The organism is Thalassotalea euphylliae, assembly GCF_003390335.1.
GTDB classification, from domain to species: domain Bacteria; phylum Pseudomonadota; class Gammaproteobacteria; order Enterobacterales; family Alteromonadaceae; genus Thalassotalea_F; species Thalassotalea_F euphylliae_B.
In genome coordinates, this window is record NZ_QUOU01000001.1 from 2,742,828 (window position 1) to 2,765,900 (window position 23,073).

21 protein-coding genes are annotated in these 23,073 nt (G+C 44.8%); 9 read left to right on the top strand and 12 right to left on the bottom strand.

Annotation, left to right across the window (positions count from 1 at the left end; genetic code table 11):
* Positions 1 to 61 precede the first annotated feature (61 nt).
* Positions 62 to 1,702 carry a response regulator gene (locus DXX93_RS12160; RefSeq protein ID WP_181902212.1) on the bottom strand — a complete coding sequence of 547 codons (1,641 nt, stop codon included), beginning with the start codon at positions 1,700 to 1,702 and terminating at the stop codon, positions 62 to 64.
* 255 nt (positions 1,703 to 1,957) lie between these two features.
* On the opposite strand from DXX93_RS12160, the gene DXX93_RS12165 reads away from it, so the two are divergent.
* Together DXX93_RS12165 and DXX93_RS12170 are read left to right on the top strand one after the other, a co-directional pair.
* Positions 1,958 to 3,421, top strand: a complete 1,464-nt coding sequence (locus DXX93_RS12165) for a methyl-accepting chemotaxis protein (RefSeq protein WP_116008329.1) — start codon at positions 1,958 to 1,960, stop codon at positions 3,419 to 3,421.
* A 42-nt stretch (positions 3,422 to 3,463) separates the two neighbouring features.
* Positions 3,464 to 3,973 carry a DUF6436 domain-containing protein gene (locus DXX93_RS12170; RefSeq protein WP_116008330.1) on the top strand — a complete coding sequence of 170 codons (510 nt, stop codon included), beginning with the start codon at positions 3,464 to 3,466 and terminating at the stop codon, positions 3,971 to 3,973.
* 35 nt (positions 3,974 to 4,008) lie between these two features.
* Here DXX93_RS12170 and DXX93_RS12175 read toward each other — a convergent pair whose 3' ends face one another.
* The 3 genes from DXX93_RS12175 to DXX93_RS12185 all read right to left on the bottom strand — a co-directional run bounded on the left by DXX93_RS12175 (position 4,009) and on the right by DXX93_RS12185 (position 5,925).
* A complete protein-coding gene (locus tag DXX93_RS12175) occupies positions 4,009 to 4,359 on the bottom strand; it encodes a DUF6176 family protein (protein ID WP_116008331.1) in 351 nt (116 codons plus the stop codon).
* On the bottom strand, positions 4,349 to 4,621 hold the full coding sequence (locus DXX93_RS12180) for a hypothetical protein (protein ID WP_116008332.1): 273 nt from the start codon (positions 4,619 to 4,621) through the stop codon (positions 4,349 to 4,351). Before DXX93_RS12180 ends, DXX93_RS12175 begins: the two co-directional genes overlap by 11 nt.
* Before the next feature lie 128 nt (positions 4,622 to 4,749).
* Complete coding sequence (locus tag DXX93_RS12185; RefSeq protein WP_116008333.1) at positions 4,750 to 5,925, bottom strand: alkane 1-monooxygenase; 1,176 nt, start codon at positions 5,923 to 5,925, stop codon at positions 4,750 to 4,752.
* A gap of 188 nt (positions 5,926 to 6,113) precedes the next feature.
* Here DXX93_RS12185 and DXX93_RS12190 point away from each other — a divergent pair, with 188 nt between their 5' ends.
* Positions 6,114 to 7,163 carry an AraC family transcriptional regulator gene (locus DXX93_RS12190; protein WP_116008334.1) on the top strand — a complete coding sequence of 350 codons (1,050 nt, stop codon included), beginning with the start codon at positions 6,114 to 6,116 and terminating at the stop codon, positions 7,161 to 7,163.
* 13 nt (positions 7,164 to 7,176) lie between these two features.
* On the opposite strand, the gene DXX93_RS12195 is transcribed toward DXX93_RS12190, so the two are convergent.
* Positions 7,177 to 7,425, bottom strand: coding sequence for a hypothetical protein (locus DXX93_RS12195; RefSeq protein ID WP_116008335.1), 249 nt, complete (start codon positions 7,423 to 7,425; stop codon positions 7,177 to 7,179).
* Positions 7,426 to 7,754: 329 nt separating this feature from the next.
* Between DXX93_RS12195 and DXX93_RS12200 the strand changes: the two genes are divergently transcribed.
* Genes DXX93_RS12200 through maiA form a run of 4 tightly spaced genes read left to right on the top strand, consistent with a single transcriptional unit; the run spans position 7,755 to position 11,684 of the window.
* Positions 7,755 to 8,270 (top strand): MarR family winged helix-turn-helix transcriptional regulator, encoded by a 516-nt coding sequence (locus tag DXX93_RS12200; protein ID WP_116008336.1) that lies wholly within the window; start codon positions 7,755 to 7,757, stop codon positions 8,268 to 8,270.
* 26 nt (positions 8,271 to 8,296) lie between these two features.
* Entirely contained in the window at positions 8,297 to 9,631 is a 1,335-nt protein-coding gene (gene hmgA, locus DXX93_RS12205) for a homogentisate 1,2-dioxygenase (RefSeq protein WP_374188930.1), read from the top strand.
* A 59-nt stretch (positions 9,632 to 9,690) separates the two neighbouring features.
* A complete protein-coding gene (gene fahA / locus DXX93_RS12210; RefSeq protein ID WP_116008337.1) occupies positions 9,691 to 11,013 on the top strand; it encodes a fumarylacetoacetase in 1,323 nt (440 codons plus the stop codon).
* A 17-nt stretch (positions 11,014 to 11,030) separates the two neighbouring features.
* On the top strand, positions 11,031 to 11,684 hold the full coding sequence (gene maiA, locus DXX93_RS12215; RefSeq protein ID WP_116008338.1) for a maleylacetoacetate isomerase: 654 nt from the start codon (positions 11,031 to 11,033) through the stop codon (positions 11,682 to 11,684).
* 149 nt (positions 11,685 to 11,833) lie between these two features.
* Here maiA and DXX93_RS12220 read toward each other — a convergent pair whose 3' ends face one another.
* Positions 11,834 to 12,736, bottom strand: coding sequence for a LysR family transcriptional regulator (locus DXX93_RS12220; RefSeq protein WP_116008339.1), 903 nt, complete (start codon positions 12,734 to 12,736; stop codon positions 11,834 to 11,836).
* Between the two features lie 125 nt (positions 12,737 to 12,861).
* Here DXX93_RS12220 and DXX93_RS12225 point away from each other — a divergent pair, with 125 nt between their 5' ends.
* Entirely contained in the window at positions 12,862 to 13,584 is a 723-nt protein-coding gene (locus DXX93_RS12225; protein WP_116008340.1) for an SDR family oxidoreductase, read from the top strand.
* Positions 13,585 to 13,659: 75 nt separating this feature from the next.
* Here DXX93_RS12225 and DXX93_RS12230 read toward each other — a convergent pair whose 3' ends face one another.
* The 4 genes from DXX93_RS12230 to DXX93_RS12245 all read right to left on the bottom strand — a co-directional run bounded on the left by DXX93_RS12230 (position 13,660) and on the right by DXX93_RS12245 (position 19,905).
* A complete protein-coding gene (locus tag DXX93_RS12230; protein WP_116008341.1) occupies positions 13,660 to 16,872 on the bottom strand; it encodes a beta-galactosidase in 3,213 nt (1,070 codons plus the stop codon).
* A gap of 233 nt (positions 16,873 to 17,105) precedes the next feature.
* Entirely contained in the window at positions 17,106 to 18,389 is a 1,284-nt protein-coding gene (locus DXX93_RS12235; protein WP_116008342.1) for an FG-GAP repeat protein, read from the bottom strand.
* Between the two features lie 226 nt (positions 18,390 to 18,615).
* Complete coding sequence (locus tag DXX93_RS12240; RefSeq protein WP_116008343.1) at positions 18,616 to 18,795, bottom strand: DUF2986 domain-containing protein; 180 nt, start codon at positions 18,793 to 18,795, stop codon at positions 18,616 to 18,618.
* A 111-nt stretch (positions 18,796 to 18,906) separates the two neighbouring features.
* Positions 18,907 to 19,905 carry a threonine dehydratase gene (locus DXX93_RS12245; protein ID WP_116008344.1) on the bottom strand — a complete coding sequence of 333 codons (999 nt, stop codon included), beginning with the start codon at positions 19,903 to 19,905 and terminating at the stop codon, positions 18,907 to 18,909.
* Positions 19,906 to 19,987: 82 nt separating this feature from the next.
* On the opposite strand from DXX93_RS12245, the gene DXX93_RS12250 reads away from it, so the two are divergent.
* Positions 19,988 to 21,397, top strand: coding sequence for an aminotransferase-like domain-containing protein (locus tag DXX93_RS12250; RefSeq protein WP_181902213.1), 1,410 nt, complete (start codon positions 19,988 to 19,990; stop codon positions 21,395 to 21,397).
* A 2-nt stretch (positions 21,398 to 21,399) separates the two neighbouring features.
* Here DXX93_RS12250 and DXX93_RS12255 read toward each other — a convergent pair whose 3' ends face one another.
* The gene (locus tag DXX93_RS12255) at positions 21,400 to 22,143 is read right to left on the bottom strand and encodes a hypothetical protein (protein ID WP_116008346.1); all 744 of its coding nucleotides are present in this window, start codon (positions 22,141 to 22,143) and stop codon (positions 21,400 to 21,402) included.
* The gene (locus DXX93_RS12260) at positions 22,130 to 23,035 is read right to left on the bottom strand and encodes a PepSY domain-containing protein (RefSeq protein ID WP_181902214.1); all 906 of its coding nucleotides are present in this window, start codon (positions 23,033 to 23,035) and stop codon (positions 22,130 to 22,132) included. The genes DXX93_RS12255 and DXX93_RS12260 overlap by 14 nt, the downstream gene beginning before the upstream one ends.
* Between the last annotated feature and the right edge of the window lie 38 nt (positions 23,036 to 23,073).

A 23,073-nucleotide genomic window follows, 5' to 3' on the forward strand; every position in this document is an offset into this window, starting at 1 on the left:
AGTTCGAAAAGAATGTGGGTCTCGAAATCTTGACTAACAATAATGTCTAGCGCGTCTACGGCTAATGCATTGACGCTTGCCATTGCGCTTTGAGCTTATTGACCGCTTCAAGTGAACTACCGCTAAAATGGTGATCGTTGAGAATGTTAAAGCCTTGCTCGGCAAGTGTTTCATGCTCACTGGTAAAGTGCGCTTCGCGTTTAATCGTTATGAGTACTTTGATTAGGTTCATCGCTAACTTAGTATTTTTCGGCGATAACTGTAACGCTTGAACAAGCGATGCCAATGCCGGCTCCAATCGCTTCTTTTGAAAATGTTCAACGGCCATTTCATGCAACTGACGAGCGGTAAAAAAGATTGCTTGTCGCTCATCCATTTCTTGTTCAATGTACTTAGTCACCACTTGACTGGTTAAGCTCTCACCAGCTATTTGATTGCCAATCGCTTGTAAAATTTTTAGCGCTTCTTCGCGCATGCCAAGCTCGTGGAAGACCTTTACCTTGTCCAAATTGTCTTCAATATCCGTGCTGGTGCGCAGCGACAAGTGAGTTTCCACTATACGAGTTGCTCGCTCTACCTGCTTGCGCACGTTGCAAATTCTCGCTTGCGCGACCAAAATCTCTTCGCGGAATGACTCGCCTTCACCGCCAGTTTCGAGCGCTTTAAGATACCGCTCTGCTTCTGCCAACACTTTATCACCATTGCTATCAGCCAGTGTATTGGCCAGGTCGATCCCCGCACGCACCACGTTTAACAATAACCTTGGCGAGTCGTGAACCGAATTTTTTGCGTGTGTGGCAATCGCTTTAGTCGCTTGGTACTGACCTAAGTGATCATGATTAAGCCGTGCTAAGTCCCAGAATTTTTTATTGCGTTCAATATTACGCGGCGCTAATTCACGTGCCCGTTTAATTTCTTGGTAAGCCTGTGCGTAGTTTTCTTGCTCAATGTAATACTGCGCCAACATATCATGAGTAGCAAAGCGCGTATCTGGCTTGTCGACTAGCTCTGCGAGCAGGGTGTGAATTTCATCAATTCGCCCCTGTTTTAACAGGGCTTGCACATAACCTAAATGGACCCAAGAATACTGATACTGAGTTAAAAGATCTTTGAAAAAACGCTCTGCCTCAACAAACTCTCGAAGGCTTAAATAGGCCTCACCTTTCATGCGCAGCATATTGGGAAAATACTTTTGTAAGCTGGAATCTAGTAGGAAGCGATCAGCATAATAAATCGCTTTGGCAAAGTTTTTGTGATCAACCGCTTGGTAAATACTGAATAATTTTCGTTTTATTTGCAGCGCATAAGTTAAACGCTTTTTCACATTGCTTGGCGATAACGGTTTGACCCAAAAGTCATCCGGTTGCAATTCAACGATAGAGTTAACCAGTGTTTCGCTCGTTTCAGCACTCAAAAATATCAGGACAGTACTCTTCTTAACAAAACCCCTAAATTTGAGCTCTTCCAGCAAGTGAAAGCCATCTTTATCGCTTTGCACATTGAATGAACATATCACTATGTGAAAGTGCATTTGTTCACAAAGGCGCAATCCGTAATACGCATTTTGCGCACACTTAATTTCTCTGATGCCAAGCCCTCTAAGCGCATCAGTCAATACACCATGAACTAACGTATTATCGTCAATAATAAGCACATTGAGTTGTTCAAAGTGTTCAAGTGCATTTTTTAACTCTTTATCCAAAATTACGGCTCGTTTGAATGACTATTTATTTAAGGAAAATATTTACAGCGCCACTATAATAACAAACTCCCTAAACACTTGCTGATTAACATCAAATTTATATTGCATTTAACACCTAACCTACATAGAATTCACGCCTTTTTACAACTGTCTATTATTTGAGCTAACAACAACGTTAAGTTCGGTTAGTGGTAGTGATTGCCCAGTGAAGGGCCTATTATAAATACAGGAATCACTCCAAAAGTGGGGGATCCTATGAATAACATACATAAACTATTTAGCTATCTCGTTGTAGCATTATTTATCGAGAGCGTCATACTTGGATTTGTATATCAATCTTTTGTATCAGCGTTTTTAATAGGTTTACCAGCAATGCTAGTGCCACTGTATTTCCTAAACAGTGCGCCTAATTCAGCATTAACACGCCATGTTTGCGCACTTGGCGTAATGATCTTCGCAGCCTTACACATTCACCAAACCTATGGCTTAATTGAAGTACATTTTGAAATTTTTATTTTGATGGCCTTCCTGATCGTTTTCCAAGATTGGCGAATTTTCGTCACAGCGATTGGCTGCGTCGCTATTCATCATTTGGCGTTTTATTTTATGCAGTCAAGTAATGCTGGCGTGTATATTTTTGATGAGGACAGACTTGCTTTCACTACTGTGCTTATCCATGCGGTATATGCAATTACAGAGGCCTTTATTGCCGGCTATATGGCAAAATCAATGGCTCAAGCAAGTGCCACTGGCCATGAACTTTGTGATGTTACCGAAAAGCTTACGGCTGACGAACAAGCTATCGATTTATCAATGCATACCAGTGGCAATAACAAAACCTTGGCAAGCTTTAACGGCTTGTTAAAACTAATTTCACAATTGATCAGCCACGCCCAGATGCAAGTGATGGAGCTAACGCAGAATGCCAGCAATTTGGTAAACGCCAAAAAAGAATTAGAACAATCATCACAGCAACGCCAGCAAGAAACCGAGATGATCGCCACTGCCGCTGAAGAAATGGCCGTTACCGTACAATCAATTGCCCAAGAGAGTAACCAACTCAGCGATCAAATGCAGTCAGCGAATGCCAGTACACAATCAACGAACGACGATATTTCCGGCATCAACCAGCAAACGGAAGCGTTAACCACGGCTTTGCACGAAACCAATGAGCATGTTGTTGAACTGGCAAACTCAACGGAAGCGATTGCAACGGTATTATCAGAAATTACGGGCATTGCTGATCAAACCAACCTATTAGCCCTTAACGCCGCGATTGAAGCGGCACGTGCTGGTGAACAAGGCCGTGGTTTCGCGGTAGTTGCTGATGAGGTGCGCGCCTTGGCTAATCGCACCAAAGAAAGTACTGATAAAATCAGTGAAACACTGACCTTACTGAAAGGCTATTCACAGTCAACCACTGACGCGATGGCATCGAGTATAGATATCGTCCAGTCAGTGATTGATAAAACCCACACTGCGCGTGATCAAATCGCGGAAGTTGCCAATATGGTTGAACAAGCCAGTGCAATATCAATGAGTGTTGCTGCTGCCGTTGAAGAGCAATCATCAACAACTGATGGCATCGCACAAAGCGCTGAAACCCTGCGTGCAACCGCACAGCAAGATCAGGAAAAAATTCTGCTATTGGCGAACGAAGCGCTATCGGTTGATCATGTGGCTAAGTCACTCGCTGACTGTATCACGCGTTTTAAGTAGCCGTTTGAGTAAAGCGCTGCTTAATTAGTGCGATTAGCAAAGATGACCATTAAAAAGCGTCAAATACTGATAGTGGTAAGCTGGGTGCTTATCACTATCATCAGTTTTGCCTATCTGATCAATAAACGCGTGGTTGAATTTGACCCGAATCGCTTCTTAGTCGCCCTATCCCATCAAGAAGTGTTAGCTAACTGGCAGAAAACGCCTGAATTTAAAACAAGTGAGCGTGCTATCGTTCATTTTCAGCAAGCGGGTTGCCACTGTAATACGGTTAGCGAACGCCATATTAACGCCATTAACAAACAAGCTATTAATGACAACTTTGCCATTAAGCAGCTGACACTTACAGGGCAACTTCAAGCCCTTGTGCCATCAACACCAGCAGTGGCAATTATCGACAAGGGGCAATTGGTGTACTTTGGCCCCTATGGTGAAGGTATCGCCTGTTCGCAAACCAATGGTTTTGCCCAAACGGTGTTAAGTAACCTACAAAAAGGCTATGCCGCTAACCTAGTGGTGAGTGATGCTAAAGGCTGTTATTGCCACAGCTAAACACAAGCTTAATATCACACTAAATGATTTGGCCTTTAGTTGTTTGAAAATTGCATCGCTGAATTAAAGCAGAATACCGGCTCTAAGTCTTCATAAGGCTCTGGCAACCAACACTTGGTTTTAAAGTCATCATATACTTGGCGAAAAGGTGTTAGCGATAGCTCGCTTTCATCCACCATAATTGTTGAAAAGTCTTCTGATTTAATCACAATGTAGAGAAAATCTGCCTTGTCAGTTTGTTCAATAAAAATAGAGTCCCAAAAGTAGCCTTTTTGTGACATTTCATCACGAGGATGGGCTATGTTTTCTCGCATATAAGCAACTAAGCTGTCTAAATCTGCTCTCGATCCCGCTTTCAGCTTTATTTTTAACAATTTAGATTCCATCTCTCTTTCCTATTATTTTGCGCACTAGCTTAGAAATACAAAACGCAACTGTGACGCCGATAAAGAAATACAAGGCAACAAGATAAGTGTGATAACTTGCCACATATATTTCTTGATTTGCCAATACACACTGGCCTGTTTCATAGCTAAAGGCACCACCGTTATCCAAGCAGTCATCGACAATGGTAAGATTAACTAGAAAAGCGATCACAATCACGCTGGCAATCACGCCAATAAAATGGGGAATCGTGTTTTTATTCATAAATTTGGTGAGCTAGTAGCGTTCTTATCGTTTTACAGAAAAATAAAGCACTATGCTTGTGCGTTTATTTAGCTTTGTCTCATTTTGCCTAACTGAGTTAATTCAAGCATTTTACAGCATATCGCTGGTCAATCTGACTGTAAATGATATTTACGCACTAAGGCTTCTTGTTTACTTGGCAAGATATTAATCTCATCAAGCTTTTGCCCAGTTACTGCAACTAAGCGTTTATCCATAACTTTAAACCACAGCCATGGGATAAAAGCGACAATATACATCCCAAAGTACCCATTGGGCAATGAGGGTAAATCGTCAAAGTGTCTTAGCGACTGGTAACTGCGCGCGGCATTGGCATGATGATCAGAGTGGCGTTGTAAATGAAACAATGCCCAATTAGAAAAAATGTGGTTACTGTTCCAACTGTGTTTCGGCTGAGGCTTTTCATAACGACCTGAGGCCAGCTTTTTACGCTTGAGCCCATAGTGTTCAATATAATTTGCTGTGGTAAGTTGCCACATCGACCAAAACGCCGAAATGAGCAAATACGGGATAACCGACGTCCCCAGCCAAATAGCCATTGCCAAATAACAGCCAATTGTCATTGCCATGGTTTGAATAAACTCATTTTGCATTGTCCATGGCGACCGCCCTTTTTTGAGGAACCTTGTTTTCTCAACTTGATATGCCCGTAAAAAACCACCCGGTAATTCACGCAATGCAAACCGATAAATACTCTCGCCCATTTTTGCCGAAGCAGGATCTTCTGGCGTTGCCACGTGTTTGTGATGGCCGCGATTATGCTCAATAAAAAAGTGGCCGTAGGCCGCTGGTGCCAACACAACTTTGGCCATCCAACGATCAAATTTGTAGCGCTTATGACCAAGTTCATGACCAATATTTAATCCGTGGCCGCCTATATACCCCGACAGTAATGCCGCCGCTATATAGCCCATAGGTGACAGCTCATAATTGGCCACAAACCAGCCTAAAAAGACAAAGGTCATTAACACTAAAGGCACGTGCAGCAAGGTAATAATGCGATAGTAAACATCGGCCTCAAGTTGCTCAATAACTGACTCGGGCGGGTTACTTGTGTCCTCACCTAATAGCATATCTAGCAACGGGAACAGCACATACCATATCGGCAGATAGAGCCACAAAAGCCACTCACTGCCAAATTCGATAAACAGTACAGGGCCAGCAACGGCAATTATTGGTGTTAGCAGTGAAAGCAGCCACATGTAGCGCTTTTTATCGATATAAACTTCGCCATTTTCAGCAATAAAGGTGTGTCCTAAGTGCATGCCCTGCTCACTTATTGCGTTATTATTGTCGTTGCACTATCAAACACCATTGCTGCTCATAAAATAACCGTTGAAATTCACCGATAATCGTCATATTTTGTCAATACTGTGACAACGGCTCAGCGAGTACCAGATCAATTCGATTATCGATAAAAGCGCAGGAAGTGGCTCTGCAATGACAGGTTGCAATGACAGGTGATATTGACAAACTGCACCGCGAAAATTGGTGGTTACAGCCATCAATACACCCTAGCTATGCCAGAATTTTATGCGCCTACATTAAAAATAATGGTTTTGCTATCGAGCGCTTACTTATCGGCAGTACGCTTACCTGGCAAACTCTGCTCGAGCAGCAACGCTTTATCAGTTTTGAACAGTTTCGGCGCCTTGTGTTAAATGCCCTCGCTATCATGCAAAAGCCTTGGCTTGGCCTTGAAGTTGCGCGTTTACTGCCAGTTTCAGTGCACGGTTCATTGGGTTATGGCGCAGTTACCGCACCAACGGTGAAAAGTGCGTTTAAGCTAATTGAGCAAGCCATGGCAACGCGTATTACCTTGTTTAATTTTGAATATCAGGCAACTGATTTTGGCGCGCGCTTCACTATCCATGAACGGTCACCACTACAAGAACTTACGCAAGTGATGTATCCGATGTTGCTCGGTTCATTCTGCGATATCGTGGAAAAAACGACAGGTAAGAAAGCAGCAAGTATTCCGGTGTCATTGCCATATGCCAAACCCGAGTGGTCAGCGAAATACCGCGAGTTCTTTCCTGAGTTTGACTACACATTTAGCAGCGAGCATTTTTTTGTTGAAATACCTCACCAATTACTCAACACCCACTCACTCACCGCCGACGATTACGCCTACCGTAACGCACTGCGTGAATGCCATCAATTAATTGCAATTCGTGAGCAAGGCGGCGCCTTGTCCGAGCGCATTAAAACTCATTTATTTAGCGCTAACGTGCTTTGTAGCTCGCAAGCACAAGTCGCCAGTGCCATGGGGATGTCAGTGAGTACCTTGATCAGAAAGCTGAAAAGTGAACATACCAGCTTTCAAGCGCTGCTCAATGAAGTCAGAGCAGAGCTAGCTTGCTGGCAATTGCAAAATAGTAAAGCGTCCATTGAAAGTATCGCCGAAGCGGTTGGTTTTATCGATACGTCCAATTTTTCGCGAGTATTTAAAGGCTGGATGGGCTGTACACCATCACAATTTCGGCGGCTACATGTGAGTTAGCGTGAAGTTGTCATTACGCTGCGCCAGCCATTTTATAGAGAAATAAGAAAAAACTGCCAAAGAGTACAACCGCCAATATCACTAAAATAGTCAGTGTTTTTGACTGTAACATAGACTCAAACAAAGCAAACTCGGTTTGCATTCTGATAAGATCCATTGGATCGTTTGATTCTTTTAACCTTGGTTTTCCGCCTTTGCATTCAGGTTTTAGATCAGATTTATGCGCAGCTTTTTTTTGTTGATTGTGTGCTTGCTTGCTCATTTTTACTCTCCATTTTTTCAACAGAAGTTATTCCATCTTTCTGACTTTATTTTTCCTTCCATTATGCACTAAGCCACTCAGTTTTATAGTGTTTTTCATTTAAACCCAACATTGAAAAAATCGCTAGCGCAACAACGTTCTCACACGCGCCAGTAAATTCGCTCAATTTACACAAGCTGTAAAAGCTAATTTACAGCATCAAAAGCTCGCAAACGGCCTATCACTTCCACTTAGTAACATTTGTTACTAACATTCAATAACGACTTTAATTTTCGCCTTGTGCACTTTTTAAAGCGAGTAACAATGCCGAACAACAGTAGTTTGTAAAAATGTCCAATAGCAATATAAAACCACTCGATCTTAGAGCGTTTTTTCCATATCAATTATCGATTTTACAAAGCCATGTAAGTGATCATGTTGGCGCATTTTATCGTCAAGCATTTGGTATGACGCGCAATGAATGGCGAATACTGGCGGTACTGGCAATGCACATCGATGGAGATAACAAGGCGCATATTTCAGCGAAAGACATTTGTACTTTTACCAAATTGGCAAAAATGCCGGTCAGTCGCGCGCTCAAACAATTAGAGGCAGCCAACCTTGTCGCACGTCAGCAAAGTACTAGCGACATGCGTTTCACACACTTTACCCTGAAAGCAAAAGGCGTTGCTCGCTATCAAGCAATCGTACCGAAAGTTCGAGTAGCCGAGCAGCAAATATTGCAGTTACTCACCAGTGAAGAGCAGGCACAGTTAAAAATACTGACTGAAAAGCTGCTGCAAAAAATGTCTATCGAGCTGCCGCAAACAGCAACCGACAAAACAACTAACTCAAAAACAGATTAAAAAATAAAAACAACAAGCGATTCACCATGGGGACCATGATGGCGACACAACTCGATAAAGCAATACCTGACGAGCTAAGCTACCTTTCAGGTTTTGGCAATGAACATGAAACAGAAGCCTTGCCCAATGCCCTGCCGAAAGGTCAATTTAGCCCGCAAAAGGTCAAGTATGGCTTATATGCCGAGCAATTTAATAGCACCGCATTTACTGCACCGCGCGATAAAAACCGCCGCACTTGGACGTACCGTATTCGCCCTTCCATTGCCATGGGCGACTTTACCCCAATCGACAACGGCTTAATTCGCACCGCGCCAATCACTGAAGTCGCAGCCCCGCCCAATGTGATGCGTTGGGATGCGCTGCCGATACCCAGTAAACCAACGGATTTTATTGATGGCTTAACCACGATTGCCGCTAATGGCGATGCCAATACACAAACGGGCATTGGCATTCATGTTTACAGCGTGAATACCGATATGGATAAGCGCTTTTTCTACAACGCCGATGGTGAGCTGCTTATTGTCCCTCAGCAGGGACAATTGCTGGCTTATACCGAACTAGGCAAATTGCTAGTCAAACCCGGTGACATTCTCGTTATTCCGCGTGGCATTAAATTTAAAATTATCCTGCCAGAAGGCAATGCCCGTGGCTATATATGTGAAAATTACGGTGCGCCGCTTGAACTGCCAGAGCGCGGCCCAGTGGGGGCTAACGGTTACGCCAATGAACGAGATTTTGAGTACCCGGTCGCTTGGTTTGAAGATATTGACGATAAATTCGAACTAGTGGCGAAATTTGCCGGTAACCTGTTTAGCGCCGAGCTTGATCATTCACCGCTAGATGTCGTTGCTTGGGTCGGTAATTCGGCTCCCTACAAATACGATTTAGCCAAGTTTAATACCATCAATACCGTTAGTTATGATCACCCCGATCCATCAATATTTACCGTATTAACGTCACCTTCAGGCACGGCTGGCACCGCTAATGTCGATTTTGTTATCTTCCCGCCGCGCTGGATGGTCGCCGAAGAGACCTTCCGACCGCCCTACTATCACCGCAATATTATGAGCGAATTTATGGGGCTGATTGAAGGGGTTTACGACGCGAAAGAAAAAGGCTTTGCACCCGGCGGCATGAGTTTACATAACTGCATGACACCACATGGCCCAGAAGCTGATGTCTTCGAAGCAGCATCGAATGCAAAGCTTGAACCTAAGCGTTATGAAAACACCTTGGCCTTTATGTTTGAGTCGCGCTACGTCATCGCACCGACTAAATTCGCGTTGGAAACACCAGCCAAACAAAACGATTACTTAGACTGCTGGCAAGGGCTGAAAAAGTTTTATACTGGCCAAGCTTAACTTTGCTAACAGATACAAATTAATTACCACATCACTCTTAGAGTAAATAGAGCAGAAAAATGAGCCAATTAAACGAAACACATGATATTGCGTTAACCAGTTGGGTTGAAGCTGCGAATAGCGGCAGTACCGACTTTCCTATTCAAAACTTGCCGTTTGCCAGTTTTAGAACATCAGGCACGGAACAAGCCTATCGCGGCGGCGTTGCCATTGGCGATCAGATTGTCGACCTTGCCGCATTAGCCGAACTGGGCATCTTCTCTGGCATTGCTCAGCAAGCACTAATTGTTGCGGCAAAACCACAACTCAACGAGTTTATGGCTATGGGTAAAAATGCTTGGAGCGCCTTGCGTTTAGCACTATCAAAAGCCCTGCGCTCAGGTGCCAGCGAGCAAAGCCAAGTGGAAGCTTGCTTAGTCGCTCAGCAAGAGGCGGAGTATCAGCTGCCTTGTCATATTCACGACTACACCGATTTCTACTCGTCAATTTACCATGCAACCGCGGTCGGTTCATTATTTCGACCAGATAATCCATTGCTGCCAAACTATAAATGGGTGCCCATTGGTTATCACGGCCGAGCCTCGAGCATTGATATTAGCGGCCAAACCTTCCCGCGCCCATGCGGACAAACCAAAGCACCCGATGCCACTGAGCCAAGCTTTGGCCCTTGTAAACGCTTAGATTACGAAGTGGAAATGGGGATTTTTATTGGTCAAGGCAATCAGCTCGGCGAGCGCATTAGTATCGACAACGCCGAAGATCACGTATTCGGCCTTTGTTTGTTTAACGATTGGTCAGCACGCGACATTCAAGCATGGGAATACCAGCCGCTAGGGCCATTTTTAGCGAAAAGTTTTGCCTCCACCATTTCACCTTGGATTGTGACCACAGAAGCGTTAGCACCGTTTCGCGAGGCGTTCACTAGAAGTGAAGCTGATCCGCAGCCAATGGAATACTTGACCTCTGCGCAAAACTCAGCAGCAGGCCAATTTAATGTCACACTTGATTGTCTATTAAAAACGTCAAGTTCGGCCGAGGAAAATCATGTGTCGACGTCCAACTTTAAACATTCTTATTGGACAGTGGCACAAATGGTGGCGCATCACAGCGTCAATGGGTGTAACTTGCAAGCGGGCGATTTACTTGGCACTGGCACCCAATCAGGCCCAGAAAAAGCGGAAGCTGGCTCATTACTGGAACTCACTCATGGTGGCAAACAACCAATTACCTTAGCCAATGGCGAGTCACGCACTTTCTTGGCAGATGGTGATACCGTGATTATGCGTGGTTACTGTGAAAAAGCGGGTGCAAAGCGCATCGGTTTTGGTGAAGTAAGCAGTACAATCTTGCCAGCAAAAGTGCCAGCCAACGTTAAAGTTTAAAAGAAAAGGAGCACCCTATGGAGCTTTATTCTTATTTTCGTTCATCGGCAGCGTATCGACTGCGTATTGCGCTTAATGTTAAAGGCATGAGCTATCAGCAGGTGTCCGTTAATTTGCTAAAAGGCGAGCACAAATTAGCGGATTATTTGGCTATTAACCCGCAAGGGCTAGTGCCTAGCCTAAAAACTGATGATGACGAAATGCTCAGCCAATCACCAGCAATTTTGGAGTGGATAGAGGAAACCTTTCCTGACACGCCACTATTGCCCAGCAGTGCACTGGAGCGCGCAACTGTGCGCAGTTGGTGTAACCAAATCGCGTGCGATATTCACCCAATTTGCAACTTACGTGTACTTAATTATGTTGCTGACGAGCTCGGTGGTGGCAACGAAGGAAAATTGGCTTGGCTGCATCACTGGATAACTACCGGCTTTAGTGCGTTAGAACAGCAGCTAGTGGATGACCACAACCAGAACAAACGCCAAGGTAACTTTTGTTTTGGCACTCAGCTCACTCTAGCTGATATCTATTTAATACCACAGGTATTTAATGCACTGCGATTTAATGTCGATATGGCTGCGTTTCCACGTATTATGGCGATTTATCAATACTGCAATACGTTACCCGCCTTTATTGATGCACAGCCAGCCAATCAACCAGATGCTAGCTAGGATTATTGAAAAGCATAGCGCTGGCAACACTGTAAAAAGTTTGCCAGCGCGGTTTAATATCCTAATCACTCAACTCAATGCCTCAAAAACTCCCTTTAACATACAGTAATGGCTATTATCCATATTTCGAATAGACGCGAAGCTGCCCATTAGCCTCTCAGAATTTGTTGATATTTATCATTAAAGTGATCCGCAATCCAATTCATCAGCGCTTGCACCCGGGTCAGCTGATGCCTGATCGGCGGACATACCAATGAGATATCAGTTTGCTCTGACCATTCCGGCAATACTTCGACTAAGCGCCCTTGCGCAATATCGGCCTGACAGTAAACATCAGCCAAGCGCGTAATACCTAAGCCACTAAGTGCGGCATTGTGCATCACCCGGCCACTGATAATTTTTATTCCTTTATCAATATGAATGACACTTTGCTGATCACCACGTTTCATTACCCAGTTATCGACAGAGCCATAGATTAACGGCAATGTCTGTAAATCTTCTGGGCTACTAATTTCAGGATGTTGTGCTAAAAATTCGGGGCTTGCGATATATCGCGTGGTAAGCGCACAGATTTTACGTGCTATTAAGCTCGAATCTGGCAATGAGCCCATACGTAACACGACATCGTAGTGATCTTCAATCAGGCCAACCCTAACACTAGAAAAGTCTAAATTTACTTGCACCTCAGGGTGCGCCTGCTGAAAGCTCAAGACTAACGGGGCGATTAACTCTTCCCCTAACAAGCCACCGACAGAGTTCATGCGAATTTTACCTTTGAGCTCATCCGTTGCTTGCGACGCCCACTCTGCGGCGCCATCAAGCTCACCCATTGCCCGCTTACAGCGCTGATAATAGCCCTCGCCAACTTCCGTCAATCTCAGCTGCCTAGTGGTGCGATGCAAAAGTTGAACACTCAAGCTACGCTCTAGTTCAGTCACCAACTGGCTCAAATTCGCTTTTGAAAAGCCAGAGACTTCCGCAGCCGTTGTAAAGCTGCCATGCTCCGCGACAAATAAAAAGGCGCGAATGCCTCGCCATGAAATACTGTTCACGTAAACCTAACAATGTTTTCAAATTACCTATATTTATCATTATAAAGCGAAACGCTATAGTTATCCCACTGTTGTCGTGTTGTGAAAGACAACAAACCTTTTTGAATAGTGTTGAGGAAAAAATTATGACGAAATCACTTATCGTAATTACGGGCGCAAGTTCAGGTATTGGCGCAGCAATGGCAAAGCGTTTTTCAGCAGCAGGACACCCACTGTTATTGGTCGCACGCCGCATCGAAAAAATTGAAGCACTTGAGCTACCCAATGCGATGTGTCGCCAAGTGGATGTCACCGACAGCGAAGCCTTCAAGGCGGCAATCAAAGAGGCAGAAGCAAAATTTGGCGCGGTTGATTGCTTAATTAACAACGCAGGTCTGATGATGCTAGGTCAAATTGATACTCAAGACCCTAGCGAATGGCAACGTATGTACGATGTTAACGTAATGGCGTTGTTAAATGGTATGCAAGCTGTTCTAGCCGATATGAAGGCTCGTAATCAAGGTACCATCATGAATATCAGCTCAATCGCGGGTAAGAAATCATTCCCAAATCACGCTGCCTACGTGGGTACTAAATTCGCCGTTTCAGCGATCACTGAAAACGTTAGAGAAGAAGTTGCGGATACGGGCGTTCGTGTTATGGCAATTTGCCCAGGCGCGGTTGAAACCGAGCTATTAGGTCACACTAGCGATCAAGAAATTATCGATGGTTATCAAGCGTGGAAAGATGCAATGGGAGGCGTATTGCACGCTGACGATATCGCCCGCACTGCTGAATTTATGTACGCGCAGCCACAAGGCGTTAATATTCGTGACGTGGTGATCACAGCAACGCGTCAGCAGCCATAATCGGCCTAACCCCATACCTCCAAAGGCCTGTCCCACACATTGCGTGCGACAGGCTTTTTGTGTTTATCAACTGGCTTAATTTGGCATTAGCACCAATTGATAACGATAGTTTGAGTTAACTAACAAGTATTCAGGATGAACGCTTGGGCTCCAAGAATCATCCCCACCAACCCCCATGTGTTGATGATCCATATAAACATGTAGCACATCGCTTTTAACCAGTTCATGCGTATGTTTTGCCGCGGTTAAGTTCTCTTGACTGTATTGGCTGACAGCAAAGTGGAAATTCCCTTCGACAGTAAGCTTATCAAGTGTTAACGACTGACAATCGGTGCGCAAACCATTATCGGTAGGGAAAATATAGTTCGTATGTAACGCATCAACCGTTGCTTGGTAGTAGCCAATACGCGCCGCAGCATTACGATCGGGGTAATTTTCAAACGGCCCTTTGCCAAGCCATTCAACACGCTTTTTATCTGCGGCGTTACTATCCGCAAACTTATCATCTGCACTCTTACCATCTGTAAAAATGGCAAGCCCTAGTTCAACACCAATACGCGGCAATGGCGGTAATGCTTCACTTAATTGCACATCAACATCGACAATTAACTTACCTTTTGGTGTGACTTGCCCTTGCCATTTAGTTTGCGCGACGAGCTTATCGCCATAGATAAATTGGTAAAGCGCCGTTACCACTACACTGTTGCCCGAAGGTTTTGCGCTCAAATGCACACAGTTTTGTTGCCAATGCCCTAGCCCCGCTTTTTGCCAGCGCTCTGCCCAGGCATTGGGATCAATATTATCGACTTCACTCACGCCAATATCGTTATCCAGTGGCGCGCGATAGAAATTATCCTTGAGCGGCGTGGCTAACAACGCCTGCTCGCCCACATGCCATTCACTGAGTAGACCGCTGGTTTTTGACCAACTAAAGACAAAGCTATTGGTATTGTCGTCGATGCCATCGCCTGAAATTGACAGAGTATCTTGGTCTTCGTTAATGATTAACGACTGAGCCTCTGACTCTGATGGCTCCGTCACTTCAAATGGCGCTTTAAATGGTATTAGAGATTGATGGTTTTTCAGCGCGAACTGCTCGGTTGCCAACACATGGCCAGCAGTTGCAAAACTTGAATCAGCTATTTGCACAACATCAAGGTTTAGATGGTATTTTGCGCCCGCTTTACGGGTAAATTCAGTATTGATGACTACCTCAAGGCTTTGCTCGGCAGCAATTAGCAAGGGGAGTTGCTGGCTTTCGATCACCTTACCGTCTTCTAATATTTGCCAAACCAGTTGTTCATTGTCCGTTGCTCTGAACAAATACTCACTACTAATCGCTAGTGCAAACTGTTGGCTGGTTGCAGTGTTTGATGCCTCAGTCAAACTAAATTGGAAGCATTGCTGACAATATTTTGCTTCATAAATACTTGGATGAACGCTTCTATCAGGGAAGAGCAAGCCATTGATACAGAATTGACGGTCGTTGACTTCATCGCCAAAATCGCCGCCATATGCCCAGAACTTTTCACCGCTTTCGATAGTTTTTGTTAACCCTTGATCAACCCAGTCCCAAATAAAACCGCCTTGTAATCTCGGGTAAGCGCGAAACGCTTGCCAATAATCAGCAAAGCTACCCAAGCTATTGCCCATGGCGTGGGCGTATTCACATAAAATCAGGGGGCGATTTTCATTCGGCAGTGACAACCACTTTTTAATCGACCATTTAGGCACCGCCTCAACGGGCTGATCACTGTCAACACGCGCGTACATTGGGCAAATAATATCGGTGGCTTTAGTATTAGCGCCGCCACCTTCGTATTGCACAGGGCGCGATGGATCGTAGTCTTTCGACCAGGCGTACATGGCATCATGCGTGGCACCATGCCCCGACTCATTCCCTAACGACCAAATAATAATCGAGGCGTGGTTTTTATCGCGTTCTACCATTTGTGTGTAGCGATTTAAGAACGCTGGGCTCCACTGCGGATCAGACGCCAGACGCCCCATTGGGAACATGCCATGCGTTTCAATGTTGGCTTCGTCGCACACATACAAACCGTATTCATCGCACAGTTCATACCAGCGCGGGTGATTTGGATAATGCGCGGTGCGCACCGCATTAAAGTTATGTTGCTTCATCAACTTAATGTCGCGGATCATATCCGCTTCAGTCACGACATGGCCTAGCTCTGGGTGGTGCTCATGGCGATTAACACCGCGAATAAGCAGTGGTTTACCGTTTAAGCACAACTGCCCATCAAGCATTTCGACTTTGCGAAAACCGACGTTATACGCTTCCACATCCACCACTTGCTGCTGTTCATCAAGTAGCGCAATAATACAGCGATATAAATTTGGCTGCTCTGCACTCCACTGCTTAGGGGCCTTTACCCGTAATTCGCTAAAACTAACATCTTGCCAAGCGCCCTTTTCGTCAACCACTTGTTCGTTAAAGCCTGATAACACCGGCTCAGTCACGGCAGTTTTTCCATCAAATAACTGAACTTGTAGTTGATAGTTCTCAGGTGCACTGACTCGGCTTTGAATGGCTAAACTGCCATCGCGGTAACAAGCGTCTAAATCAGGCGTGATAAAAACGTCTTTAATGTGATGCTTAGGTTTTGCCAGCAAAGTAACATCACGGAAGATCCCACTGAGCCACCACATGTCTTGATCTTCAAGGTAACTACCATCGCTCCAGCGCAATACCATCACCGACAGGTAATTAGAGCCTGATTTTAAGAACGGCGTTAAATCAAATTCGCTGGGCAGGCGACTATCCTGCGAGTAGCCAACCCAATGGCCATTACACCACAAGTAAAACGCTGAATTTACGCCATCAAATATTACTGAATGTTGTTTAGCGAGCTCTGCCTCGGTCATTTCAAACGTTGTGCGGTAGCAACCTGTTGGGTTATCAGCAGGTACAAAAGGTGGGTTGACCTCAAATGGGTATTTAACGTTACAGTAGATAGGCTTATCAACACCATGCAACTGCCAATTCGCGGGTACAGGTAATATTGACCAGGCTTGGCTGGCTACTAATTCTTCACTAAACGCTTTGTCACCCGCTTCAACAAAACCGCTTTCAACCAGCTCTGGCGCATCATACAAACGAAACCACCAGTCACCGTTTAACGAGCGTCTTTGAGCATGCTGATTAGATAGCGCATCTTCCACGCTGTTAAAACCGTTTAACGGACTATGTGCACGCACTTGATTAACTTGAAAAGACGACTGATTTTCCCAGTCGCGACGTTGAATTACTTGCTGAAAACTTGTCATGGCCACGCCTTAAAAGCTGTTTTATTGGTTGTTGCGCGCAATTATCGCGGGTTGAAAATCACGGATTAAAGACACAACAAACTCATTTGTATGACTAATACGATAATTTGAATTGTATCGTCACCAAAATCAGAAAGCTATGGTAAGTTAGCGTCAATCATAACTTAAAATAGTGACTAAAGTTTGGTGCCTTAGTTTCGCATAATAAGTGCTATAAAGAGTTGATAAATGCGTTATTTAGCGGTGGGCTTTAACTCTTGGATAAAGACGGCTCCCGATTCATTGCCCTTAGCGGCATGATAAGGCGTAGTGATAACGGCAATGCCATGAGATAAGTCCAGATTCCAACCAAATTTATCACCTGCCGTACTTTGCTTAGCGATGATCTTGTTCGTGTAACGCCAACCATCCGAGCCTTTGTTGTAGACATAAACAGCACCAGTGTCTTTGCCATTGGCATCGTGGTTCATCGCGCTGATAATGGCTGTATCGCCACTGAGGGCAACACCACGGCCAAACCTGTCGTCAGCACGACCATCTGGCGATGTGAGTTTTACCTGCTCTGTCCAAGCCTTACCCTCTCGAACAAAAATATAGGCAGAGCCAGCATCTACTCCTAAACTGTCAATATCGTCTCGCCGTGCCGAAATTAATGCCGTATCACCAGAAATAGCGACCCTAACACCAAAAATATCGGTTTTCCCACCATCTGATGCCATTAATTTTGCTTCTTGCTGCCACTTATTATCGTCGAACCGATAAACATATACGGCACCTGCATTTTCTGCTTTTGCGTCATGTAAATCAGCGCCGACAAGCACAGTATCGCCATCAATTGCTGCGCTTATGCCGAATAAATCGCCCGCTGCACTATCGCTTGCTATGATTTTCGTTTGATAGCGCCAAGTGTTGCGCTCTCGCACATAGATGTATGCGGCACCCGAATCATTGCCTAAGGCATCGTTACGCGGCGCGCCAATAACTAAGTATTTGTCGGTGAGAGCGATGCTTTGACCAAAGGCATCTCCCGGCTTTGCATCTGGTGCGGTAAAAATTTTGGTTTGCCGCCAATTGCTTGATGTACGTTCAAATGAAACAACAGCGCCAGCGTCTTCCCCTTTATCATCGCGTCGCATCACGCCTAACATGGCAATATCACCTTTTAGCGCGACTTTGCCACCTAAAGTATCTTGTGCAAAGGCAGGCTCGGCTACCAGCTTGGCTTGTTGATACCAGCCATTTTGATGCTGTTTACTACCGCCTTTTACAAAAACGTAAGCGGCTCCGGCATCTGTAGTATTGTTAATATCGGCTTTAAATGCACCAACCAGTATTGTGGTGCCATCAATTGCTGTGCTATAGCCAAATGAATCACCAGCTTTGCCATCATAAGCCAGCAATCTAGCTTGGTGAGTGAAGTTATTCCGCTTGTCGGTATACCTTTCGCCCTGTTCATGGTGCTGTGCGATGCTAGCCCCACAACAAAATATGGTGCAAAGCTGAATGATTCTTTTCATTTTCAATAGGGAGATTTGTTTAGAGTTATATGTTTTACGACATATAAGCTTATCTTTATCACCAGTGCAACAGACTATGCCTGTTACCAACATTTGGTTACATAATATTCAAGCGGTAAAAGTACTTAGCGCCAAATAAACCGCTATTTTGTTACTTCAATAGCATGGTTATCAATGGCGTTTGACAAAGAGAATTAGCGCATTTAATGCGCTAGCAAAGGACGAGTTAATCTGTAGTATCTACTGCTGAGCCATTGGTTTCAAGGGTATCTGTTTCTACTTGCTCAGCTAACTTAGCGCGCTCTGCTTTCGAGATATATTTAGGCTTATTGCTTTTGTGTAGCTTAGCATTGGCTTTTTTCTGCTTCGCCAACAAGGTCGATTTGATTTTCTTTTTACGGTTCATAAACGATTGTGCTTATCATTGCACTTATCAAAGGTAAGAAATAATGTGCCTATTGTAAGCGATTTACCCAACCAGCTGAAACTAAACTGGTATAAACTGAGCTGCTAAAAGCTAGGCCGCAGAAGCCCCCACGCTTGCCATTAAATCACCAGAAAGATAAGGCGAAATATATTCACTAAAGCGAGCAAAGTCGATATTACCACCAGAAAGCACAACCCCGACACGCTTGCCTTTCATCTTTCCTTGCTCAGCAATCAAGCCTGCGAGCGAGACAGCACCAGCTCCCTCACTTAGGTTGTGTGTTGTTTTAAAGTACAAGTACATGGCCTGCGTAATTTGTTGCTCGGTCACCGTTATCACGCGACTGGCACCACCTTTAATGATCTCAAACGCCTCAGGTAGCGGTGTGCGAGTGGCAACCCCATCAGCCAAGGTATTCACGTCTTGACCAGGAATGATTTTGCCAGCGTTGAATGATTCAGCAAAAGCAGGTGCCCCCTCGGCCACTACGCCAACAATTTCAGCTTTTATTCCGAGTAAATCACGGGTTTTGATCAAGCCACAAATACCTGAACCCATGCCGATTGGCACATAAACGACATCTAACTCTTTTACGGCTTGTAAAAATTCCAGTGCGTAGGTCGCAACCCCAATCACCAACTCAGGCGCAAATGGTGCTACAGGTTGATAACCACTGCTTTCCACTAACGTGGCACTGTGCTGACGCGCCGCTTCAAAGTCTTTGCCGTGCACCACTAAATTGGCACCAAAACCTTTTATCGCCGCATTTTGATCTTCGCTATTGCCTTCGGGAACAACTATAGTCACTGGCATTCCTGTTTTTTGACCAGCAAACGATAAGCTTTGTCCGTGATTACCGCGTGTTGCCGACAAAATACCTGCAGGCCTGTCAGCGCGCTGCATCAATTGATTCAGTAGGTAAATGCCACCGCGCACTTTAAAGGCCGTGGTTGGTGTGTGGTTTTCATGTTTTACCCAAACATCACAGCCCAATTGCTTTGACAATTGCGGCCAGTTATATTGCGGGGTTGGCGGCATAATTTGATAAATAACATCGGCTGCGTGATTGATGTCTGACAGGTTAAACATAACGGCCTCATTGATCTGAATCGGCTAAAAACTTGACAAAAAGCATAGAAGCCTTAATTGTATGGTTCAAGAATTATATTGTATGGCGGACAATAAAATCTGGGCACCTAATCTTAAAGAAGCACTTTCAGCGAGCACTTCCAATAAACCACTTTACCTGCAAATTGTTGATGCCATGGCACAAGATATCGCCAGTGGTAAGCTCGCGATTGGTGAAAAACTGCCACCGCAACGCCAGCTCGCATGGCACTTAGATATTAACCTGAGTACTGTGACTAAGGCGTTTCGACAAGCAGCAAAGCAGCAATTAATTTCTGGTGAAGTTGGGCGCGGCACCTATGTACTTGGCCAAAGCGCTGAAGCGGAACTGTTTTTATTAAAACAATCGGCAGAACAAACCGTGATCGATTTAAGTACGCACCAGCCGGCACAGTTGCTCGACAAACACAGTAAAGATAACGCGCTAGAGCTAGCAATTGCCAAACTCAGTGAACAAGCTGGAGGGCTTAGCGAGTACCTAGATTACCAATCGCCAAGCTTTGTTGCTGAGCTGAAATTGGCTGGGGCAAAGTGGCTATCAGAGTTAGGTTATCCGATCAGCGCCCAGCACTGTTTGATCACTAATACGGCACAAAATGCGCTAATGATAAGCCTAATGGCGTGTTGTCAAAAAGACGAAGTGGTATTGGTGAACGAGCTCACATTCCCCGGAATGAAAGCGCTTGCCAAACAAATGGGCATCAAGCTTTATGGCGTAAAAAGCGATCATTTAGGGTTAGTGCCTGAAGCCCTAGCACTTGCTATTCGAACCACGGGAGCGAAAGTATTGGTCTCTGATCCGCTTTATCAAAACCCTACGGCTGTGTCGATGAACGCCAAACGTATTAACGATATTAAAGCGATTATTAGCCGTGAAAAGATCTTGTTTGTTGAAGAGTATGTCATTGGTGCGCTCTCTGACAGGCCGCCTATTTCCGCTGATATTCAATCGCAATCTATTGTGATTTCCAGCTTTGCCAAAGCGATATCGCCGGGTATTCGTTTTGCGGTAATTGCCGGTAAACACCCAGTGCTGAACCAAATTAACCAACAAAGCCATGCTACAAGCTGGCAACTTAGCCCACTTACCGCCGCGATTGCAAAACTATGGATTGACGATGGCACAGCGCATGCTCGAACTAAAGCACAACAGCAAGAGATAGCAACGCGATTTAAACTATTTGCCAAGGTTTTTCATGACCACTTTACTGAGCAAGTAATACCGTTTTGCTCCCATGTTTGGCTACCCGTAAATCAAGACGCTGATTTCGTCGCTGAGCAACTGGAATTACAAGGCGTGCGGGTTGTTCCGGCGCGCGTTTTTGCGGTCAGCCACCATTTCCCTAATGCGATTCGAGTGAGCTTAACCGCGGCAAAGAGTCACACAGAACTCGTAAAGGCACTTAACATTATTAAGCAATCAGGCTTTATTGAAAGTAATGAAAAGTCATGAGCTTAACTGCGTTTTTTGCCAATTCGATATTCACCTTTTGCCGCTAGTTGCACTGACCAAGTAACACCACTGATGGCAAGCCAAACGAAACACAAGGCAAAGAAAATAATCAGCCCATGGTTAAAATTACCGCTTTTGCCATAATCTATAAAGTGCAGCATAAAAGCGATATCGGTTAAGCGTTTGTGTTGATCGCTATGGCCTATTACTCGTCCTGTCGCGGCTTCAATATAAACACTTGTCGCCAGTTCATCAGCAAAATTGACTTGCCAACTTGGGTTTTGCTGATGGGGAAATTCCGGCAGGTTTGATTTAAAATAGCTCACGCTTGCCATATCCCCTTGCCCTGAGTAGCTTACCTTGGCGATTTGGCTGATATGGCTTTCATCCAAGCTAAATGGCTCGCCAGTATAAGCATGGAACAAGCTGTAGTGATTGACAAAATGTCGATACAGCCCTTTTTTATGACGAACAATGTAAATCGGCTCACCAAGCAATTGCGTGAGTTGAATATCCGTTGCAGGTGACGTTTTGCCAAGGATAATATTGGGCGCTATCAACTGATTTATATCAATATCAGATGGTTGATGTAGCGCTTGCACTGCGCTGCTGCTAGCGCGATAGGTGTTGCCACGTGCCTTGTGGCTATCCATGACATTAAAATACAAACCAGAGAGTAGCCAAAGTAATACTTGCAGAGCTAATAGCAAAGATAGCCATTTATGCGTTGTTCTAATCCATCGCATGGGACTCTCCTTGCTGGGCGCTAGATGAGTGCACAGAATCAGTATTTGGCTTGTGATCTTGTCGAAGATTTGGCTTTAATACGAGAAATGCCTTGCGAGATGTCATACGAGGTGTCATACGGGATTTCATGCGAGATGTCATGCGAAAATACAGTAAAACCATACCGCTAAGTACGGCCAGCAAGCTTGCGACAATTGTCCAAAACAGCAATTGGTTGTCAGCATCACCGTCTTGATAATCCATTAAATGAAAGCGGAAGAAGTAATCAAAAATACGCCAGTAGTTGTGGCGTTTGGTAACCACTTGCCCCGTTAACGCTGACACATAAATACTGGCTGCATCGACCCCTTGATAGTCAATGCGCCAAACAGGTAAATGCCTTGCGCTTAACTCAAATGACGCATTCTCGCTGATTAACTCGGTGCTAATTACCACACCATCGCCCGTATATTCATGTTCAGCAACAGCGAGTGCCAATGCTTTTGAGAGGGGCGACAACTGATCACCCGTTTGGGCGTCAACAAGTAGCGTCCTATTACCATGCTTTTCATTGGATTCTATTGTTAATTGATAAACAGGTTTATCAATTAACATGGCAATACTGAAAGATTGAATATTAGGGTAACGCCCAGCTAGCTCTTTAATGGGGAGCTTAATATCGCTTGGCGTTAATGTCGTTTGATGGTTGTGAACCAAGGAATCGCCGTGAATATAGTGAATGTTTATTGCCACCATATAAAGGCCAGTGATTGCCCAAATTAAAAATGGTACACCCAGCACCACCATTAGCCACTTATGCCAAACTCGGCTGAGCTGCTGCCAGCTTTTCTTGCGCTTGCTTTTCTTGCGCTTGCTTTGCTTGCGCTTAATTTGCTTACAGCTCGGCGGCAACTTTGTCGCCAACTTATCATGATTAAAAGTTGGCGATC

Bases quoted from the DNA above. Each gene is read 5' to 3' on its own strand.
- DXX93_RS12165 (WP_116008329.1), top strand. From the start codon at position 1,958: ATGAATAACATACATAAACTATTTAGCTATCTCGTTGTAGCATTATTT.
- DXX93_RS12170 (WP_116008330.1), top strand. From the start codon at position 3,464: ATGACCATTAAAAAGCGTCAAATACTGATAGTGGTAAGCTGGGTGCTT.
- DXX93_RS12175 (WP_116008331.1), bottom strand. From the start codon at position 4,359: ATGGAATCTAAATTGTTAAAAATAAAGCTGAAAGCGGGATCGAGAGCA.
- DXX93_RS12180 (WP_116008332.1), bottom strand. From the start codon at position 4,621: ATGAATAAAAACACGATTCCCCATTTTATTGGCGTGATTGCCAGCGTG.
- DXX93_RS12185 (WP_116008333.1), bottom strand. From the start codon at position 5,925: ATGCACTTAGGACACACCTTTATTGCTGAAAATGGCGAAGTTTATATC.
- DXX93_RS12190 (WP_116008334.1), top strand. From the start codon at position 6,114: ATGACAGGTGATATTGACAAACTGCACCGCGAAAATTGGTGGTTACAG.
- DXX93_RS12195 (WP_116008335.1), bottom strand. From the start codon at position 7,425: ATGAGCAAGCAAGCACACAATCAACAAAAAAAAGCTGCGCATAAATCT.
- DXX93_RS12200 (WP_116008336.1), top strand. From the start codon at position 7,755: ATGTCCAATAGCAATATAAAACCACTCGATCTTAGAGCGTTTTTTCCA.
- hmgA (WP_374188930.1), top strand. From the start codon at position 8,297: ATGGGGACCATGATGGCGACACAACTCGATAAAGCAATACCTGACGAG.
- fahA (WP_116008337.1), top strand. From the start codon at position 9,691: ATGAGCCAATTAAACGAAACACATGATATTGCGTTAACCAGTTGGGTT.
- maiA (WP_116008338.1), top strand. From the start codon at position 11,031: ATGGAGCTTTATTCTTATTTTCGTTCATCGGCAGCGTATCGACTGCGT.
- DXX93_RS12225 (WP_116008340.1), top strand. From the start codon at position 12,862: ATGACGAAATCACTTATCGTAATTACGGGCGCAAGTTCAGGTATTGGC.
- DXX93_RS12230 (WP_116008341.1), bottom strand. From the start codon at position 16,872: ATGACAAGTTTTCAGCAAGTAATTCAACGTCGCGACTGGGAAAATCAG.
- DXX93_RS12235 (WP_116008342.1), bottom strand. From the start codon at position 18,389: ATGAAAAGAATCATTCAGCTTTGCACCATATTTTGTTGTGGGGCTAGC.
- DXX93_RS12240 (WP_116008343.1), bottom strand. From the start codon at position 18,795: ATGAACCGTAAAAAGAAAATCAAATCGACCTTGTTGGCGAAGCAGAAA.
- DXX93_RS12245 (WP_116008344.1), bottom strand. From the start codon at position 19,905: ATGTTTAACCTGTCAGACATCAATCACGCAGCCGATGTTATTTATCAA.
- DXX93_RS12250 (WP_181902213.1), top strand. From the start codon at position 19,988: ATGGCGGACAATAAAATCTGGGCACCTAATCTTAAAGAAGCACTTTCA.
- DXX93_RS12255 (WP_116008346.1), bottom strand. From the start codon at position 22,143: ATGCGATGGATTAGAACAACGCATAAATGGCTATCTTTGCTATTAGCT.